This is a genomic window from Verrucosispora sp. WMMA2121 (assembly GCF_027460185.1).
GTDB classification, from domain to species: domain Bacteria; phylum Actinomycetota; class Actinomycetes; order Mycobacteriales; family Micromonosporaceae; genus Micromonospora; species Micromonospora palythoicola.
Genome location: NZ_JAPZBH010000006.1, coordinates 991945 through 1010505, shown reverse-complemented (window position 1 = coordinate 1010505; position 18561 = coordinate 991945). Strand labels below are relative to the sequence as shown.

Sequence of the window (18561 nt, the reverse complement as noted above, 5' to 3'; positions counted from 1 at the left end):
GTCACGGAGGTGTAGATGCACAGCAGGGATTTCGGTCGTCTCGGCACGGTCAGCGCGCTCACCCTGGGCGGGGGCGGGATCGGCGGTGTGTGGGGGGCGACCGACCACGCCGAGGCGGTGGCGACCGTGCGGGCGGCCGTCGACGGTGGCGTCACGATGCTCGACCTGGCCCCGACCTACGGTGACGGCTACGCGGCCGAGAACGTCGCCGGTGCCGCGCTGCGCGGCATTCCGGCCGCGGACGTCCTGGTCACCAGCAAGATCGAACTGCCCGAGCAGGACGGCGGCGATCTCCCGGCGAAGATGATCCGCAGCCTGCACGCCACCCTGGAGCGTCTCGGCCGCGAGCAGCTGGATCTCTTCCTGCTCCACTCTCAACTGCACCCGCAGGGCTGGACCGGTCCCACTCCCCGGACACTCGGCTGGGAGCTGTACCGAGACCAGGTGGTGCCCACCTTCGAACGGCTGCGCAACGAGGGCAAGATCCGGGCCTGGGGGTTGACCGGTGTCGGCCACCCGCAGACCGTGATCGACGCCATGCACCAGCAGCCGCGCCCGGATGCGGTCCAGGCGGTGGTGAACGCCCTTGATCTGAGTGGCGACATGTGGCTGCTCGGCGCGTCGGCCGAGCCTCGGAACGACGAGATCCGCCGAGCCGCGGTCGCCGACGGCGTCTCGGTGATCGCCATCCGTGCCGTGGCGGCGGGAGCGCTCACCGGCGAGATCGACCGGTCCGTGGACGACGACGCCCCGGTCGCGGTCGACTTCGCCCGGGCGGAGCGGTTCCGCGCGCTCGCCGCCGAGTTCGGTGAGTCGCCCGCCTCGTTGGCCCACCGGTACGCCCTGAGCGTCCCCGGCGTGGCGACCGTGGTGCTCGGCGTCAAGAACCGCACCGAGTTGGCGGAGTGCCTCGCCGCCGAGGCCCGTGGCCCGCTGACCGAGGTCGAACGGAAGGCCCTGCTCGACCTGCGGAGCTGAGCGAACGGTGAGCCGGGCAGCGTGCCGGAAAGGCGTCCGCGCGGTGCGATGACCAGTGCGGCGGCGGGGCCGGCGGCACAGACGACGATCTGCGGGTGCCGCCGGCCCTCGCCCAGGTTCAGCGGTTCGCTGGCTCGCTGCTCGGGGCCGGTTGGACGCGCTCGAACCGGATCCGGCTCAGCCAGCCCGGCAGGTCGCTGAGCGCGTACAGCTCGCCGTGCACGTCGGCGTCGATCGCGGTCGGCTGGATGGGGAAGTTGCCGATGATGGCGCTCTCGTAGCCACCCCACGGTCTGGGGCGTACGGCGAAGGCGAGGGTCGAGCAGTAGTCGCTGGCGACGTAGGTGCCCCAGGCTTCCGGGGTGGCGGAGCCTCGGTACACCACACCGCCGGTCACCGAGCAGCTCTCGGTCATGTAGTGCTCGTACTCGAAGACCGGGTCGGTGTACTTCACGCCTGGCCGGCACTGCTCCGGGTCGAACACCGGGGTGCCCTCGCGGCAGGACCAGCCGAGGTTCGCGCCGCCCTGCCACGGGCGGATGTGGTTGATCTCCTCGACCAGACCCTGACCGACGTCACCGATCCACAGTGAGTTGTCGAGCTTGTCGACCGAGAACCGCCACGGGTTGCGCAGCCCGTACAGCCAGATCTCCGGCCGTGCGTCGCGGTTGCGGACGAACGGGTTGTCCCGGGGTACGCAGTAGGGCTTCGCGCCGCAGCTGCGGTTGACGTCGATCCGGACGATCTTGCCGAGCAGGGTGCCGAGGTCCTGACCGGCCTTGTACGGGTCGTTCGCGTGGCCGCCGTCGCCGAGGGACCAGTAGAGGTAGCCGTCGCGGCCGAACGCGACCTGTCCGCCGTTGTGGTTGTTGTACTCGGCGTGTTCCTGAGTGAGCAGCACCTGTAGCCGCTCGGGGGCGTCGACGGGCAGTCGCGCCAGGGTCAGGGCGCCGTCCGGGAGGCTGGTGTAGGCCACGTAGAGCATCCCGGTCCGCGCGAAGTCCGGCGCGGGGGTGATGCCGAGCAGGCCGCGTTCGTTGCCCGACGTGTCGACCCGGGCGGTCAGATCGAGCACCGGCTCGGCCGCCAGGCCGGTGTCCGGGTGGTAGGCGCGGACGGTGCCGTTCTTCTCCGCGATCAGCATCCGGCCGTCCGGCAGCCCGGTGAGCGCGATCGGACGCCGCAGACCGAAGGCCACCTGTTCGGAGACCACGGTCAGCTCGGTGAGCGGCACCTTGCCGGGGCGCGGCGCGCCGGCCGTGGCGGTGCCGGCGACCGCCGCCGACAGGAGCGCGGACAGGACCAGGACGAGCAGGCCGGCCAGTACGGGTACCGGACGCCAACGTGGTCGCGACATGTTCTCAGCTCCTTGAGCAGGTGATGGGGAGTACGCAGGCTGGGAGCGCGACCAACACTACATCAACTCTTATCGATGCGTTGGCTGGCGGCGCGGAACCGGTGGCCGGTGGAGTGGTCTTCGTGCGATGACCGCCATGGATGTTGCGATCGTGACGAACGCGGTCGTGGCCGCGGTCTCGGTGATCACCGTCGGTGTCTCGGTGTTCTTCGCGCTCCGGCAACTGCGGCTGTCGCAGAGTGCGAACCACACCCTGGTCGCGATCGAGCTGCTCACCCGGGACCGGATGAGCGACGCCTTCCTGGACAGTCAGCAGTTCGTGCTCACCGAGCTGAGCGCGAGCTGTCCGCCCGGTCTGCGGGTCAGCGACCTGCCGCCCGAGGCTCGTAAGCACGTGAACCGGATCGCGTTGTACTACAACGGCCTGGGCCAGATGCTGGCCTTCGGCGTCGTCGACCCGGCGTTGTTGATCGGCACGGGTGGTTTCCGCGCCCGAGAGGCGTGGAGCGTGCTGGAGCCGTACATCCTCGCCGAGCGGGCAGCGCGCGGTGAGTCGTATCTGGCCAACTTCGAGCATCTCGTGGTGCTCGCCACCGAGACGCCGTGGCCGGTCGCGGTGCGCAAGCTGCGCCTACGCCGGTTCGGCAGCTACCCGGCCAGCCTGGGTCTGGTGACCGGGGCGGGCGACGCGGCTGGGCCGGCGCCGGCCGCCGATCCGGTCGGTGAACGCGGTGTCGGTTCCGCGGGCTCCGTCTGACGACCACCGCGCCCACCGGCCCGGGTGGGCCGGGGAGGTCGGATCGGTGCGCGCCACGCATCGCTGGCCGGCGCCTGCTCGTCCGCAGGGCGGATCAGAGTGGCTGATGTTCACGTACACATTGCGCGTGACGGTGATGGCGCAGTCGACGTGCCGCACCGGTGTGGATCTCTGACCCGCTACCGCCATCGATCGACAGTGTGGTGGTCGGGCTGACCGGTCGGTCCGACGTGCCCGTCTTAGCTGGTCTTTTTCCGGACGTTGGGCTGAACTTCTTGAGCGCCCCGTAACTTTGTGGCAATCTCACTGCCATCGATGTGTAGCGTTCTCTCGTCTCCTGTGGTCTGCACCGATGGGCACCTGAGTCGCCGGGCGATGTTAGCGCTAACTCGTCGAAGTGACGCGACTCTGGAAGGTGCTGAGACACATGAGGAATCTCGTACATCCGAGCAGATCTCCGCGACGACGGTGGTCGACCACGGCAACGATGCGCGCGCTGGCGGTGGGGTTGCTGGTGGCCGGCACGGTCCTGGTGCCCAGCGGTGCCGCCAACGCGGGCACCACGTTGGGCACCTCGGCGGCGGAGAAGGGGCGCTACTTCGGCGCCGCCGTCGGCACGTACAAGTTCAACGACAACACGTACATGACGGTGCTGAACCGCGAGTTCAACAGCCTGGTCGCCGAGAACGAGATGAAGTGGGACGCGACCGAGCCGCAGCGGGGCGTGTTCAACTACAGCGCCGGTGACCGCATCGTCAACCACGCCCGCTCGCGCGGGATGAAGGTGCGCGGGCACACCCTGCTGTGGCACGCCCAGCAGCCCGGCTGGGCGCAGGGCCTCTCCGGCGGCGACCTGCGCAACGCCGCCATCAACCACGTCACCCAGGTGGCCAGCCACTTCCGGGGGCAGATCTACTCCTGGGACGTGGTGAACGAGGCGTTCGCCGACGGCGGCAGTGGCGGCCGGCGGGACTCGAACCTGCAACGCACCGGCAACGACTGGATCGAGGCGGCGTTCCGCGCTGCCCGCGCGGCCGACCCGAACGCCAAACTCTGCTACAACGACTACAACACCGACGGGATCAACGCGAAGTCGACAGGCGTCTACAACATGGTCCGGGACTTCAAGTCCCGGGGCGTGCCGATCGACTGCGTCGGTTTCCAGTCCCACCTGGGCACCACGCTTCCCGGTGACTACCAGGCCAACCTCCAGCGCTTCGCCGACCTGGGCGTGGACGTGGAGATCACCGAACTGGACATCACCCAGGGCGGCAACCAGGCCAACATGTACGGCGCCGTCACCCGCGCCTGCCTGGCGATCTCGCGCTGCACCGGCATCACCGTGTGGGGCGTACGGGACTGTGACTCCTGGCGCGGCGGCGACAACGCGCTGCTGTTCGACTGCGCCGGCAACAAGAAGCCCGCGTACACGGCGGTCCTCGACGCCCTCAACGGCGGCAGCACCCCGACCCCGACCGGCAACCGGTTCCGCAACGAGGGGTCCGGCCGGTGCCTGGACGTCAACGGTGCGAGTTCGGCGAACGGCGCACAGATGATCATCTGGGACTGCCACAGCAACGCCAACCAGCAGTTCACCCAGAACGGGCGGGCATTGCAGGTGATGGGCAAGTGCCTGGACGTGCCGAACAACGCCGCCGCCGGCACCCGGGTGCAGATCTACGACTGCCACGGTGGGGCGAACCAGCAGTGGAACGTCAACAGCAACGGCACGATCAGCAACGCACAGACGGGGCTGTGCCTGGACGTCAACGGCGCCGCCACCGCCAACGGCTCCGCGGTGATCGTGTGGAGCTGCCACGGCGCGGCCAACCAGCGCTGGGCTCGGGCCTGAGCTGATGAGCGCGACAGTCGGCACCGCACAGAGGGGAACGACGATGGTCAGATTCCGCCCGAACCGCTCGTTGAGCCGGATGCTCGCCTGCGCCCTGGCCACTCTCGTTGCGGTGCCGGCTGTCGTGCTCGCGGCTGCCGCACCGGCAGCCGCCGACACCAGCCAGTTCCGTGGGGTCAACTGGGCCAGGCTGGGTGACAACTTCCACGGCGGCCCGCTGGTCCTGCACGGGCTGAACAGCTCCGACAGCTACGCGACCGTGCTGGCCAAGGCCAACGCGATCTACACCGGCTTCCAGACCAACCTGGGCGCCAACACGGTCCGGCTGCCGATCAACACCTACACCGTCGGTACGAGCTGGTGGAACGCGTACACCGGCGCGATCGACGCGGCCACCGCGAAGGGTCTCCGGGTCGTCCTCTCCTACTGGGACGACGGCGTGGCCGCCAGCGGCGGACGGATCGTCGACACCACCGCCTTCGACACCATGTGGAACACCGTGGTCGCCAGGTACGGCGGCAACGACCTGGTGTACTTCGAGCCGATGAACGAGCCGGGCGGGCACAGCGCCGCGGACTGGGCCAACGTGGTGAACAACTGGCTCACCGCCCGTCCGGCGATCCCCCGCCACCGGGTCTTCGTCAGCGGCGCCGGCCTGAACACCGACATCAGGTCGATGTGCGCCGACCGGCGGCTCGACGGAACGATCGTGTCGCTGCACCACTACACCTTCTTCAGCGGCGCGAAGACCTACGACCAGTGGGTGACGTTCCTGCGGGACGCGATCGGCTCCTGCGCCGCCCGTACCGTCATGGACGAGTTCGGTGCGCCGATGGACACCGGGCTCAACTACCACGACACCACCAGCACCGACAACTTCGTGCGCTACTTCCGCGCCACCACCGACGTGCTGCGGGAACTGCGGATCGGCTCGATCTACTGGCCGGGTCTGGGCGGCAAGGTCACCGCCGGTCAGGGCGACGACTGGTACGCCATGCAGAAGCTGCACGGCACCGGCACCAACCTGACCCTGAGCACCCCCAACGCCAGCGGACTCGACCGCCTCCGGTACGCCTGGGGCCTGACCGACGGCGGCACCCCGGACCGGGTGAGCCGGCTGCGCAACGTCGGCACCGGGCAGTGCCTGGACATCCCCGGCGCGACCACCGCGAACATCCAGGTCCAGGTGTACGCCTGCAACGACAGCGCCGCCCAGCGGTGGACCGTGGCGGCCGGTGGGCAGCTCACCGCCCTCGCCGGCCAGCGGTGTCTCGACGCGTACAACCGGGGAACCACGAACGGCACCGTCGTCGGCACGTACGCGTGCAACGGCGGCGACAACCAGCGGTGGACGGTCGGCGGCGACGGCACGATCCGTGGCGCGCAGTCCGGGCTCTGCCTGGACGTGAACACCACCACGGCCAAGGTGCAGCTCTGGGCCTGCTGGGGTGGCGACAACCAGAAGTGGCAGGTGCAGACCGCCTGACCCGGCATTCATCAGCAACGGTCCGTGCCGTCCGTACCGACTCGGCGGGCGCGGTAGGTCAATGGCTTCCGGGACGGTCCGACTGTCGCGCGCATAGGCGCATCGCCTCGGCGGGGCACGGGCCGTCGCGGACGTGGAGGGAGAAGAGATGAGATCCGTCGTCCATGCCGGGAAAGGTTGCCTACTCGCGCTGGGGGTGTTCGTCTCCGCCGCGTTGCCGGCCGTGATCGCAGATCAGGCGCCGGCCCTGGCCGCGGTCCAGGAGACGCTCCATGTCGCACCGAACGGGAACGACGCCAACCCCGGCACGCTCGCCGCGCCGTTCCGGACGCTTCAGCGCGCGCGGGACGTGGTCCGCACGAAGACGGCGAGCATGACCGGCGACATCCAGGTCTACCTTCGCGGTGGCAGCTATCCGGTGAGCAGCACGATCGAGTTCGGGGCCGGTGACTCCGGCACCAACGGCCATCGGGTGATCTACTCCGCGTACCCGAACGAGACGCCGGTGCTCGAGGCCGGTGTGCAGGTGACCGGCTGGACCCAGCACAGCGGCAACATCTGGAAGGCCCCGCTCGACCGGGCCAACAAGCTGCGGGCGCTCTACGTCAACGGCCAGCGGGCCCACATGGCGGCCAAGACGATCACCTCGGCGGGCTGTCACGGCACGTACACCATCACCGCGGGACAGGCCGACTGGGCCTGGGAATCAGGCTCGCAGTGCGCAGGCGCGAGATACAGTACGGCCGATTTCCCGGCGATCTCCCAGAATCAGGAAGACATCGAGATCGAGACGGCCACCACCTGGACCACGGCCATCGTGGGAGTCCGGCAGGTGACCACCGAGGGCGGGAGCCGCGTCGCGCTGTTCCAGCAGCCGGGTGCCGCCATCGCCCAGGGGGCGTTCAACGGCAACGCGCAGATCAACGGTTCGCACAAGGTCATGAACGCCTACGAGTTCCTGGACACCCCCGGGGAGTTCTACTTCGACAAGACCAGCCGGACGCTGTACTACTACAAGGCCGGCGCCGACAACATGTCCACCGCGTCGGTCTTCGCCCCCAACAACGTGACCACCGTGCTGCGGGTCGCCGGCACCTCGACCAGCAACCAGGCGCGCGACATCACGTTCTCGGGGCTCACCGTGCGGCACTCCGACTGGAACCTGTTCAACGTCGCCGGCTCCGTGTACAAGCAGGCCCAGCAGGGCAATCTCGGCGCCCAGGCGTACGCGCGCGGCAACTTCCACGTCTACTACTACCGCAACGTCGACGTCACCCCCGGCATCATCCACCTGCAGAACGCCAGCGGAATCCGGTTGGAGCGGAACCGGATCGCGCACACCGGAGCCGACGGCATCAACCTGGTCAACGACGTGACGAACACCCAGTTGATCGGCAACTACACGAACGACATCGCCGGAACGGCGATAAGCGTCGGCCACCCGCAGCACGTCTTCATCGGTGACCACACGTCGAGCAACCGGGAGAAGTACCCGCCGCAGGTCGAAGGGCCGCCGAAGAACATCGAGATCAGGAACAACTACATCCACGACAGTGCGGTGCTGTTCAACGGGCACGGCGCGGTCGCGGCGTACTTCGCCGACACCCTGACGGTGCAGCACAACCGCATCGAGAAGGCGCCCTGGGCGGGTATCACGATGGGCTGGGGGTGGTGGAACTTCGACGGCTCCGCAGGGTCGATCGCGCCGAACCGGCCCACCACCACGGCGAAGAACAACACCATCAGCCACAACCACATCATCGACACGGTGCAGCGACTCAGCGACACGGCGCCCATCTACACGCTGGGCAGCCAGCCGGGCACCACGATCCACGACAACTATTTCCAAGGTGTCCCGGCCGGCCACAAGTACGGGCTCCACCCGGACGAGGGCTCGGCGTTCATCACCTTCCGGGACAACGTCCTGAGCGTGGACAAGAACATCACCTGGATGATCAACTCAGACGACTTCGGGCGTAAGCACGACCTGAGCATCACCCAGACGTACGGGCCGATCAACAAGGTCTCCAACAAGAACCTGCCCAACAGCACCATCCACGACATCCTCGTCTCCGCCGACTACGTCTGGCCGGCGGCGGCCTACGGGATCGCGGTCAACTCCGGGCTCCAGGACTCCTTCCGGGACATCACCCAGCCGCGCAACCTGCCGATGCAGGACTACGTCCTGCCGGCGAGCACGTTCGTCGGCAGCGGCACGTCCTCGATCCCGATTCGTAGCAGCGGTGACCCGACGAGGTCGCTGTGGCTGGCCCCGGCCGGCACCACCACCTTCGCCGCCGGTCCGACGATGACCAGGGCGGACGGCAACGCCACCGCCATCGCGGTGCCGACGGCGTCGGGTGACTACCGGCTCTACGTGGTCGACGCCCAGGGGAGTCGGTCGGCCGAGTCGAAGTCGCTCGTCCGGCGGCAGGGCACCGGCGGTACGCCGGACACGCAGCTCGTCGGCGGCCAGTCCGGCCGTTGCCTCGAGGTTCCCGGCGCCACCAGCACGAACGGTACCCAGACGCAACTGTGGGACTGCGCCGGCGGCTCGCACCAGCGCTGGACCTACACCGCGAGCAAGCAGTTCACCGTGTACGGCAACAAGTGCCTGGACGCCAACGGCGCCGGCACCACCAACGGCACCACGGTCATCATCTGGGACTGCCACGGCGGTCTCAACCAGCAGTGGAACGTCAACGCCAACGGCACCATCACGAACGCCCAGTCCGGACTGTGCCTCGACGCCAACGGCGCCGCCACCGCCAACGGAACGAAGATCATTCTTTGGTCCTGCAACGGCGGCGCGAACCAGCAGTGGAGTCGACGCAGCTGAGAGCCGCAACCGGAGGGGTCAGGCACCGGCGGTGCCTGACCCCTCCGGCGTCAGAGAAGCGCAGCGCGCGCGGAGACCGACGCCCTGGACGAGGCGCGGGTGAGCTGGCACCATGTGCCGATCATGAAGCGGGATCGGATGGAGAACCTGGTGAACAGCTCGTGGCCGGGGTCGGGCGGGCTGTCGGGGCGATCGGGTGTTCGCGCGGTGGGCCGGCTGACCGTGGCGGCAGGTATGGCCGTCGCGCTGGCCCTGGCGGCCGGCTGCGCCGACGCGGCTTCGCCGGCGTCCGCTCCGAGCCCGTCGGTGAGCGCGGCGGAGCAGGACCTCCACACGTGGCTGCACGAGGGTGCGAAGAAGGTCGGCCAGGACACCTACTCAACCCGGTTGACCATCACACGCCGGGACGTCGAGGGAGCTTCGGTCAGTACGAGAGTCGAGATGACGGTGGATCCGGCCAGGCGCCGCAGCGACATGAGCATCCACTTCCCCATTCGGCAACCCGGCCACTTCCAGTGGGTCGAGATCAAGACCGTCGACGGCGAGAGTTGGGCGCGGTTCTTCGGCTTCGGGGCGCCTCCCGAGAGGTGGCTAGCGGTCGACCTGCCGCGGCTGCTGGGTGACGACTCCTCGATCTTCATGGGTACGCAGGCGACGGACGACCTTCAGGAACTGGTGAAGACGTCGGTCGAGCTGCGGCTCGTCACCGAACGAGCCGTTCGTGGTGTCCTCGACCTACGCCGGCATCCACAGCTGACCGCCGAGCTGCGTGAAGAATTGTCGGGGACGAACACGATGGTGCCGTTCGACGCCACCCTCGACGCGCAGGGTCGGCTGACGAACCTGACGCTGCACTTCGATCAGGTGGAAGCGGGCGCCGGTGAGTGGCAGCTTCTCTACCACTCGTTCGGTCGGCGACTGTCGATCGAACCGCCACCGGCCGGGGACGTACTCGAAGCGGACGACCTCGACCCGCGACTGCTCGCCGAACTGCGCGACGTCGGCTGGTTGTAGGCGGGCCGCCGTACCCACCCACGGCATCGCCGCGGCTACGATCGGCCGGTGGCCCGCCCCCTCGACCGCATCGCCCTGATCTCCGACGTCCACGGCAATTTGACCGCGCTGGAGGCCGTGCTGGCCGACATCGACGCCCGCGGCATCGAGCGGATCTTCAACCTCGGTGACTACGTCGGCAAGGGTCCGCGCGGTCGCGAGGTGATCGAGGTCTGCCGGGAGCGGTGCGAGGTCAACATCCTCGGCAACTGGGACGACTTCCTCCCCGACCCGGATCGGACCTACGACAGCGAGGCGTTGGCCTGGTGGCTGGCGCAGCTCGCGGACGGCCAGGGCGACTGGTTGCGCGGCCTGCCGTTCAGCCACGACTTCCTGCTCAGCGGGCGGCGGGTGCGACTCTTCCACGCGTCGGCGACGACCGTGCACCGTCGGGTGCGGTTCGACCACGACGAGGCCGAGTTCCTCGGCATGTTCGCCAACACCCCGGCGACCGGCGACGGGCCGGAGCCCTCGGTGGTGGGTTACGGCGACACGCACGATCCGTTCTACGAGGTGGACCGCGAGCGCCGCACCCTGTTCAACACCGGCAGCGTCGGCAACGCGATGGACGATCCGACCCCGGTCTACGTGATCCTCGAAGGTGTCGTCGACGCGGAGTTCGACGCGCCGTTCTCGATCCAGTTCGTCCGCGTGCCGTACGACGTCGAGGCGGAGCTGGCCGTGGCGGCCCGGATGGGCATGCCCGAGCTGGCGGGGTACGTCTCCGAGCTGCGGCACGGCGTCTACCGGGGCGAGATGCATGCTCCGGACGGACCGAAGTACCACCGGCGGCCGAGGCCACTTCAACCGACCGCGTGACCGGTCCGGCACCACGGGGCGTACACACGGCGACAGTGAGCCCGGGTCACCGCGAGATCGTCGTGTCGAGCATGTCGACGAGGTGCTCGGCGGCCGTTGCCGTGTCGTAGTCGGGGTCGTGGAGCTGCTCGGCGACGATGGCGTCGATGCCGCCCCCGACGATGATCGCCGTCGTACGCGTGTCGATGTCACCGCTGGCGCCGCAGGCGAGCCGGGCCGCATCGATGAGCTGGGCCAGGGGACGCCAACGGGCGGCCGGATCGTGGCCATCGTTCTCGTGCACCATCGCTTCGATGATCATGCGGGTGTGTCGCGGATGCTCCCGTAGGTGTCCCACCATCGACCTGACGTACGCGGCGGGCCGGTTCGCGGGGTCGGCGGCCTCGACCGCGGCGGCGACGTCTGCGACAAGGGCGGCGAGGGCGTGCTCGTGGGCGGCGCGTACGACGGCGGCCTTGGTGGGGAAGTGGTAGAGCACGGCGGCCTTGGTGATGCCGGCGCGCTCGGCAATGGCGGCCAGTGAGGCACCGGCGTAACCCCGGTCGGCGACCAGCTCGATGGTGACCTCGATCAGTTGGGTGCGGCGGGCGCGCTCGATCAGGGTCAGTTCGCCCGTCGCGCCCTTTCGTCTCCTTGTCACCCGCCAGATTCTACCGTACGGTCGAAAAATCTACCGATCGGTTAGGAGTGTGTGGTGCGGACCAGAATCATGAAGGTTCTCAACCGGCTGCGGCCCAGGTCACGATGGCTGCGCCTGGTCCTGGCCGGGCTCGCACTGATCGCACTGGTGGTCACCTTCGCCATCCGCCAGCCCGCTCCGATCGGCCACTGGGACAGCGCCGACGGGCAGGACTGGTTCCTCCGGGCCTACACGGAGGCCTTCGCCGCCCTGCCCGACCCGGCGGAGACCATCGACGTACGCACCGACTTCGGCATCGTCCGCGTCTACCGCTTCGCCGGCACGGCGGACGGCGGCGGTACGAGCACCCCGTTGCTGTTGCTGCCCGGGCGCGCCTCGGCCACCCCGGTCTGGGCGGACAACCTGCCGCTGCTGCTGCCGATCGGCGACGTCTACACCGTCGACCTGCTCGGCGAGCCGGGCATGAGCGTGCAGAACCGCCCGATCAACACCGACGCGGCGCAGGCCGAGTGGCTGCACCAGACCCTCCAGGCGCTCCCACCGGACAGGTTTCACCTGGTCGGTCTCTCGATCGGGGGCTGGACCGCGGTCAACCTCGCGCTGCACCGACCGGAGCACATCGCATCGATGACCCTCATCGACCCGGTCCACGTCTTCGGCGACCTGCCGTTCGGCACCATCGTGCGGTCCATCCCGGCCGCGCTGCCCTGGCTGCCCAGGTCGTGGCGGGACAGCTTCAACTCCTACACTGCCGGTGGCGCCCCGGTCGAGGACGAGCCGGTCGCCGACATGATCGAAGCCGGCATGCAGCACTACAAGCTCCGGCTGCCGCAGCCCACCCGGATCAGCGAGGAACGACTCCGTCGACTCGACCTGCCGGTCCTGGCGATCATCGCTGGTGAATCGGTGATGCACGACCCGCAGTCGGCCGCCGAGACCGCACGCCAAACTTTGCCCCGGGGCACGGTCCGGCTCTACCCGGGCGCCTCCCATGCTGTCAACGGCGAGCAGCCCGAACGGATCGCCGAGGATGTCACCGGCTTCATCGCGCAGGCTTCCTGAATGCGGTGCGGCAGCGGTCCGTGGGGCCGGGGCCGGGAGTCTGTCAGAAGAGGGTGGTGGGTTCGACCGGGATCGGCTCGGGCAACGGGTCCAGCTCCGGCACCCGGGCGCGTACCTCGTCGTGGAAGCGGCGGGCCAGCGTCGGCGCGTCGGCGTTGTCCGGGGTGTGGACGAAGACGGTCGGCGACCGGCCCTCGCGCAGCCAGGTCACGGTGGCGTCCACCCAGCGCCGCCAGCCCTGGACGGTGCGCGCCGGGTCGTCCCGGCCGAGGTAACGGACGATCGGCCGGTCGGTGAGCGCGACCGTACGCAGCGGCATCCTGGGCTTCTTCGTCCACGCGTCCCGCTCGGCGTCGCTGGTCGGCGGGTCGGTGAAGAACGCCGTGGTGTCGAACGGGATCCACTCGGCGTCCGTCTCGGCCAGCGTCGTCTCCAGCAGCCGGGTCGCGCGGGGGTCGGTGAAGAAGACCGGGTCGCGTACCTCCACGGCTGGTCGGTGCGCGGCGGGCAGGCGGCGCAGGAACCGGGCGAGCGTGGGTACGTCATCCGGGCCGAACGAGCCGGGCAACTGCACCCAGAGGGCGTACGCCCGGCAGCCGAGCGGCTCGATCGCGTCGAGGAAGGCGCGCATCGGCTGGTCGACGTCGGTGAGGCGGCGTTCGTGGGTGACCACCTTCGGCAGCTTGACCACGAAGCGGAAGTCGGGTCCGGTCTGCTCCGCCCAGGAGGCGACCGTCTCGCGGGCCGGTGTGGCGTAGAAGGTGGTGTTGCCCTCGACCGCATCGCACCAGCTGGCGTAGTGCCGCAGGCGTTCCTGCGCCGGCAGGGGATGGGGGAGCAGTCTGCCCTGCCACGACCGATGGGTCCACATCGCACACCCGACGTGCAGTCGCATGGCCACGCCGGCCCCTCCAGCCTCGGTACACCGCAGTCGTTCCCGCTTAGCAGCGGGCGATCGGACGTACCGTAGCCGGAGGCTGGTTGTCGGACGGCGGGCGGGCGTCGGAACGAGCCCGGGCGGGTCGCCCCACGCAGCCCCGCACCGTCACCGATCGGGCTGGTCACGTCCGGCGGCGTCGCCCGATGTGCTGCCGGCGATGAAGTCGAGGACACACTGGTTGACCAGCTCTGGACGCTCCAGCGGAAGACCGTGACCAGCACCGGGCACGATCTCCGCCCGGACCGAGGGAATCAGTGCTTGGGCCCGGGCCACCGCCTCGTGCGGCCGCAGCAGTGAACTGCGCCCGGCCACCAGCAGCAGCACTGGTACCGGGATCGACCGCAGTTCTTCGTCGTCGAATCGGCGGGCCGAAGGACGCTGGGTCCGCCAGTGCCGTGCGGCGATCATGATGGGCGCCAGTTGCTCCGGAGACTCGATCAGCGCGTGGTTGGCGAGCCGGTGGGCGAACCAGGCCCGGGTGCGGCGTGGCGCCATCGTGGCCAGGGCGCCCGCGATGATGTTGGCGTAGAACCTGAACGGGACCTTCTGCAGGCCGCCCGGGTCGAGCAGGGTGACCGACGCCAACCGGTCGGGTCGGTGCACGGCTGCGGCCAGCGCCAGGAAGCCGCCGTACGACATCCCGACCAGGTGAACATCGCTCAGGTCGAGGGTGGCGAGCGTCTCGTCGAGCCAGGCGGCGCTCTCGGCCGTGCCTGCCACCGGGCGCCGTTGCATGCTGCGTCCCGGGTCGTCGATGGTGTCCAGCGCGTACACCGGATGGTGCTCGCCGAGTGCGGCGACCTGCGGGTACCAGTTCGAGGAGTTGCCCTGGGCGCCATGCAGCAGGACGACCGGTGCGCCCGGCCCGGCACCGTGGTGGTGCACGTGGACGGTGCCGAAGCTCGTCTCGACGTCGAACTCCTGTCGGGGCTGCGGCCAGGACCGCATCGCCACCTCGTACGCCTGGAGGAATTTCTCCCTCGCCTGGTCGTTGGCGAACCGTCCGACGCCGGGATCTCTGGTGGCTGTCACCGGGCCTCCCCTCTGCGTTTTGGTAGTACGATAGTACAGTACAGTCGTACCACCAAAGCGAGAAGGGTGATGTGGCGCATGCCGAAGCTGGCCGACCACGAGGAACGGCGGGCCCTGATCGTCGCCGCGCTCCTGCACATCGCGGCGAGTCGAGGTCTGCACGCCGCGAGCATGCGGACGGTCGCGGCCGAGGCGGGCGTCTCGGTCAGCACCGTGCAGTACTACTTCCACACCAAGGAGCAACTGCTCTTCGCGGGGCTGCAACACCAGGCCGAGGCGGTCGGCCGGCGGATCGACACCGGGCTGGAGGCCAGCGCGACCGCCGGTGTCCGCGACCGCCTGTACGCCTGGTTGGTGCAGCTCATCCCCGTCGACGAGCAGCAACGCGCCTCGTACACCGTCTTCGCCGCCTACCACGCCCTGGCCCTGACCGATCCGGCGCTGGCCGAACTCTCCTACACCCGGGGTTCCGGCGAGCTGGAAGGGATGCTCCGGGCGCTGCTGGCCGACGCGCAGCAGAGTGGTGAGCTTCCCCCGGGTCGCGACATCGACGCTGAGGCGGGCAACCTGCTGGCCCTGGCGACCGGCCTGGCCGACAGCGTGATGGCGAACATGCGCGGGCCGCAGGCCGCGATAGAGCTATTGGATTATCAGCTGAACCAGGTGTTCGGCATCTGACGTACCCGATCGGCGGCGACGCGCGGGCCGGCTTGACCGTGTCTGCGAATGCTCAGCCGGCGTCGACGCGTTCGACGGTGATGGTGTTGACGCCGGCCGTCGCGTCGATGTCGTAGCGGTCGGTGGCGGTGTCCCACTCGGGCGGGGTGAAGGTCGTGCCGCCGGCCACCCCCGAGTGGGTGGTGCCGTCGATGGTGACCGAACCGGCGCCGCCACCGGCGCGTACCTGCACGGGCGCGTCGCCGGCCAGGCGGACGACGATCTGGCTCGCGCCGCCGCCGAGCAGGGTGCGCTGCGTGCCCTCCGGTGCGGGCAGCGTCAGTTCGACCCGGTTCGCGCCGGCGGTGAACTCGACGTCGCCGACCCGCGCGCCGCGCAGGTCCAGGTGCTGCTCCTTGGCGCCACCGTTGAGTCGCACGTGCCAGCGGACCGACTCGGCCAGCACCGCCTCCACGACCGCCGGGCCGTTCCGGTCGGTGCCGCGCAGGCTGGTCAGCAGGCTGCCGTCGGTGAGGGAGACCGCGGGCCGGACGTTGGCGTCGCGGGGGGTCGACACCCGGTACGCGTCGTCGCCGAGATCGGCGGTGCGCACCTTGACCACGTCGGCACCGTCGAGCAGGACGAAGGTGGCCTCCCGCAGGTCGCCGACGGCGCCGGTGACGACGTGACCGTCACGGCCGTCGCCCCGGACCGACACCCACGTCCAGGTGGCGACCACCACCACCACGATGACCAGTACGGCCGCACCGATCCACCACCACATCCGTCGTCCGCCGGCTGCCTGAGCGTTCTCCACGTCGCCTCCCGTACATCGATGACCGCACGGGTTACTACCCGCCTGTCACCGACTCTTACGCGTGTCCCGTCCGGTGGGCTCACCGCCGGGCGTGGCGGTGAGCCCACCGATCCTTCGTGGGCGGTCGTCTCAGGCTCGGGACCACTTCTGGTTGGGGGTGCCGGCGCAGTCCCACAGTTGCAGCCGGCCGCCATTGTTCGGGTTGTTGTCGCGTACGTCGACGCAGCGGTTCGCGTTGAGGTTCACCAGGTCGCCGGCGGCGTTGAGGGTGAATCGTTGTGCCGGGTTGCCGTTGCAGGTCACGAGGTTGACCTCGGTGCCGTTGGCCGTGCCGGCCCAGGCCGGGTCCATGCACTTGCCCATCGCGCGGATGGTGCCGTCGGCGGCGAAGGTCCACGCCTGTGCGGCGGTGGTGTTGCAGTTCCAGATCTGTAGCGGCGCTCCGTCGACCGGGTTGGCGCCGGGGATGTCGATGCACCGGCCGCTCTGCTGTCCCCGGATCCGGGTGGTGCCGGTGTTGCCGTCCGGAACGTGGCCGTAGACCCGGACGTAGTCGACGAGCATCTGCTGCGGGAACTGGGTGCTGCCGTCGGGGTAGCCGGGCCAGTTGCCGCCGACCGCCACGTTGAGGATCATGAAGAAGGGGTGGTCGAAGACCCAGCGGTTACCGCCGAGCCGGCTCGGGTCGACCCGGAAGAACTCCGACCCGTCGAGGTACCAGCGGATGATGTTCGGCTCCCAGTCCACCCGGTAGGTGTGGAAGGTGTCGGCCAGCGGCTGTCCGATGGTGCGGCTGCCGGTGATCCCGCCGCCGCCGGAATAGCCCGGACCGTGGATGGTGCCGTGCACGGTGTTCGGCTCCCGCCCGACGTTCTCCATGATGTCGATCTCGCCGGAGGCCGGCCAGCCGACGTTGCCGAAGTCGTTGCCGAGCATCCAGAACGCCGGCCAGATCCCCTGCCCCCGGGGAATCTTGATGCGTGCCTCGAACCGCCCGTACGCCTGGGTGAACGTGGCCGCGGTCAGCAGTCGGGCCGAGGTGTACTCGCACCGGCCGTAGTGGCACTGGTAGTTGGCCGGGTTCTCCCGGCGGGCGGTGATGACCAGGTTGCCCTGGCCGTCGTGAACCGCGTTGCTGGTGCTGTTGGTGTAGTACTGCCGTTCGTTGTTGCCCCAGCCGTGGCCGCCGATGTCGAAGCGCCACTTGGACTGGTCGACCGGGGTGCCGGCCGGTGAGTTGAACTCGTCCTGCCAGGTGAGGCCGCCGATCGCGGCGGCGGCCGGTGCGGACTGCACGGGTAGCAGGAGCGCACTGGTGACGAGGGCCGCACCCAGGGCGGCGGCTGCCCGGCGGAGGCTGCGGGAGATGGCGTCCACGATGGAATCTCCTCGGGGGTGGAGGGACGGATACGCTGGCGAGGCGGCTGGAGAGCGCTCTCCGAATCCGAGTCTGTCGATTTCGGCCAAATTAGTCAAGGTTGTTAACAGCGATCATCACTGAGAAGCGTCGTCAACCAATGGTTGACGACGGGTGGGCCGTCAACCTAAGGTTGACGCATGACTGAACCCGTGCAGCTGAAGAATCCGGTCCGCCTCGACGACCTGATCCAGGTCATCAAGCAGACCCGTACCGATGCCCTCGACCAGCTCAGTGACGCGGTCATGATGGCCGATCACATCGGTGACGTCGCCGACCACCTGATCGGCCACTTCGTGGACCAGGCTCGCCGCTCCGGGGCGTCCTGGACGGAGATCGGTCGCAGCATGGGGGTGAGCAAGCAGGCCGCCCAGAAGCGCTTCGTGGCCTCGTCGTTGGATCCGCAGGAAGGCTTCCAGCGGTTCACTCCCCGCGCCCGCAACGTGGTGCTGGCCTCGCAGAACGAGGCGAAGGCCGCGGGTAACGCCGAGATCACCCCGGCGCACCTGGTGCTCGGCCTGCTGGCCGAACCGGAGGCGCTGGCCGCCAGGGCGCTGGCCGCCGGTGGTGCGTCGGTCGAAGCCGTGCGCGAGGCCGCCACGGCGGCGCTGCCGCCATCCTCGGACGAGGTTCCGGACCTGATCCCGTACGACACCGCAGGCAAGAAGGCGCTGGAGTTGACCTTCCGCGAGGCGCTGCGGCTCGGGCACAACTACATCGGCACCGAGCACATCCTGCTGGCCCTGCTGGAGCAGGAGAACGGCGAGGGCGTGCTCACCGGCCTCGGTGTGGACAAGGCCGCCGTCGAGGCGAACATCGCGGCGGCCCTGGCCAAACTGCGGACGTTCGAGTAGC

General features: G+C 69.3%; 16 protein-coding genes. 10 read left to right on the top strand and 6 right to left on the bottom strand.

The genetic code is table 11. From position 1 onward, the window contains the following. The first annotated feature begins 15 nt into the window (after positions 1 to 15). Complete coding sequence (locus O7605_RS13590; RefSeq protein ID WP_269739518.1) at positions 16 to 978, top strand: aldo/keto reductase; 963 nt, start codon at positions 16 to 18, stop codon at positions 976 to 978. Positions 979 to 1096: 118 nt separating this feature from the next. Here O7605_RS13590 and O7605_RS13585 read toward each other — a convergent pair whose 3' ends face one another. Further along, positions 1097 to 2335, bottom strand: coding sequence for a PQQ-dependent sugar dehydrogenase (locus O7605_RS13585; protein WP_269739517.1), 1239 nt, complete (start codon positions 2333 to 2335; stop codon positions 1097 to 1099). A 136-nt stretch (positions 2336 to 2471) separates the two neighbouring features. Here O7605_RS13585 and O7605_RS13580 point away from each other — a divergent pair, with 136 nt between their 5' ends. The 6 genes from O7605_RS13580 to O7605_RS13555 all read left to right on the top strand — a co-directional run bounded on the left by O7605_RS13580 (position 2472) and on the right by O7605_RS13555 (position 11141). Continuing rightward, a complete protein-coding gene (locus O7605_RS13580) occupies positions 2472 to 3092 on the top strand; it encodes a DUF4760 domain-containing protein (RefSeq protein WP_269739516.1) in 621 nt (206 codons plus the stop codon). Positions 3093 to 3579: 487 nt separating this feature from the next. Continuing rightward, entirely contained in the window at positions 3580 to 4944 is a 1365-nt protein-coding gene (locus tag O7605_RS13575; protein WP_269739515.1) for an endo-1,4-beta-xylanase, read from the top strand. 43 nt (positions 4945 to 4987) lie between these two features. Further along, entirely contained in the window at positions 4988 to 6430 is a 1443-nt protein-coding gene (locus O7605_RS13570; protein WP_269739514.1) for an RICIN domain-containing protein, read from the top strand. Positions 6431 to 6578: 148 nt separating this feature from the next. Then, positions 6579 to 9269, top strand: a complete 2691-nt coding sequence (locus tag O7605_RS13565) for an RICIN domain-containing protein (RefSeq protein WP_269739513.1) — start codon at positions 6579 to 6581, stop codon at positions 9267 to 9269. 99 nt (positions 9270 to 9368) lie between these two features. Beyond that, the gene (locus O7605_RS13560; RefSeq protein WP_269739512.1) at positions 9369 to 10283 is read left to right on the top strand and encodes a hypothetical protein; all 915 of its coding nucleotides are present in this window, start codon (positions 9369 to 9371) and stop codon (positions 10281 to 10283) included. Positions 10284 to 10331: 48 nt separating this feature from the next. Then, entirely contained in the window at positions 10332 to 11141 is an 810-nt protein-coding gene (locus O7605_RS13555) for a metallophosphoesterase family protein (RefSeq protein WP_269739511.1), read from the top strand. Positions 11142 to 11187: 46 nt separating this feature from the next. Here O7605_RS13555 and O7605_RS13550 read toward each other — a convergent pair whose 3' ends face one another. Then, positions 11188 to 11781: a TetR/AcrR family transcriptional regulator gene (locus tag O7605_RS13550; RefSeq protein ID WP_269739510.1), complete on the bottom strand. Its 594-nt coding sequence runs from the start codon at positions 11779 to 11781 to the stop codon at positions 11188 to 11190. Positions 11782 to 11835: 54 nt separating this feature from the next. Here O7605_RS13550 and O7605_RS13545 point away from each other — a divergent pair, with 54 nt between their 5' ends. Further along, a complete protein-coding gene (locus tag O7605_RS13545) occupies positions 11836 to 12843 on the top strand; it encodes an alpha/beta fold hydrolase (protein WP_269739509.1) in 1008 nt (335 codons plus the stop codon). 43 nt (positions 12844 to 12886) lie between these two features. On the opposite strand, the gene O7605_RS13540 is transcribed toward O7605_RS13545, so the two are convergent. Both O7605_RS13540 and O7605_RS13535 read right to left on the bottom strand, forming a co-directional pair. After that, positions 12887 to 13714, bottom strand: coding sequence for a DUF72 domain-containing protein (locus O7605_RS13540; protein WP_269742626.1), 828 nt, complete (start codon positions 13712 to 13714; stop codon positions 12887 to 12889). 174 nt (positions 13715 to 13888) lie between these two features. Further along, complete coding sequence (locus O7605_RS13535; RefSeq protein WP_269739508.1) at positions 13889 to 14815, bottom strand: alpha/beta fold hydrolase; 927 nt, start codon at positions 14813 to 14815, stop codon at positions 13889 to 13891. A gap of 78 nt (positions 14816 to 14893) precedes the next feature. Here O7605_RS13535 and O7605_RS13530 point away from each other — a divergent pair, with 78 nt between their 5' ends. Beyond that, a complete protein-coding gene (locus O7605_RS13530; RefSeq protein ID WP_269739507.1) occupies positions 14894 to 15493 on the top strand; it encodes a TetR/AcrR family transcriptional regulator in 600 nt (199 codons plus the stop codon). Between the two features lie 52 nt (positions 15494 to 15545). Here the strand turns inward: O7605_RS13530 and O7605_RS13525 are convergent, their stop codons facing one another. Then, the gene (locus O7605_RS13525; RefSeq protein ID WP_269739506.1) at positions 15546 to 16289 is read right to left on the bottom strand and encodes a hypothetical protein; all 744 of its coding nucleotides are present in this window, start codon (positions 16287 to 16289) and stop codon (positions 15546 to 15548) included. 129 nt (positions 16290 to 16418) lie between these two features. Further along, positions 16419 to 17666, bottom strand: a complete 1248-nt coding sequence (locus O7605_RS13520; RefSeq protein ID WP_269739505.1) for a ricin-type beta-trefoil lectin domain protein — start codon at positions 17664 to 17666, stop codon at positions 16419 to 16421. Positions 17667 to 17846: 180 nt separating this feature from the next. On the opposite strand from O7605_RS13520, the gene O7605_RS13515 reads away from it, so the two are divergent. Further along, the gene (locus O7605_RS13515) at positions 17847 to 18560 is read left to right on the top strand and encodes a Clp protease N-terminal domain-containing protein (protein ID WP_269739504.1); all 714 of its coding nucleotides are present in this window, start codon (positions 17847 to 17849) and stop codon (positions 18558 to 18560) included. Position 18561 lies beyond the last annotated feature (1 nt).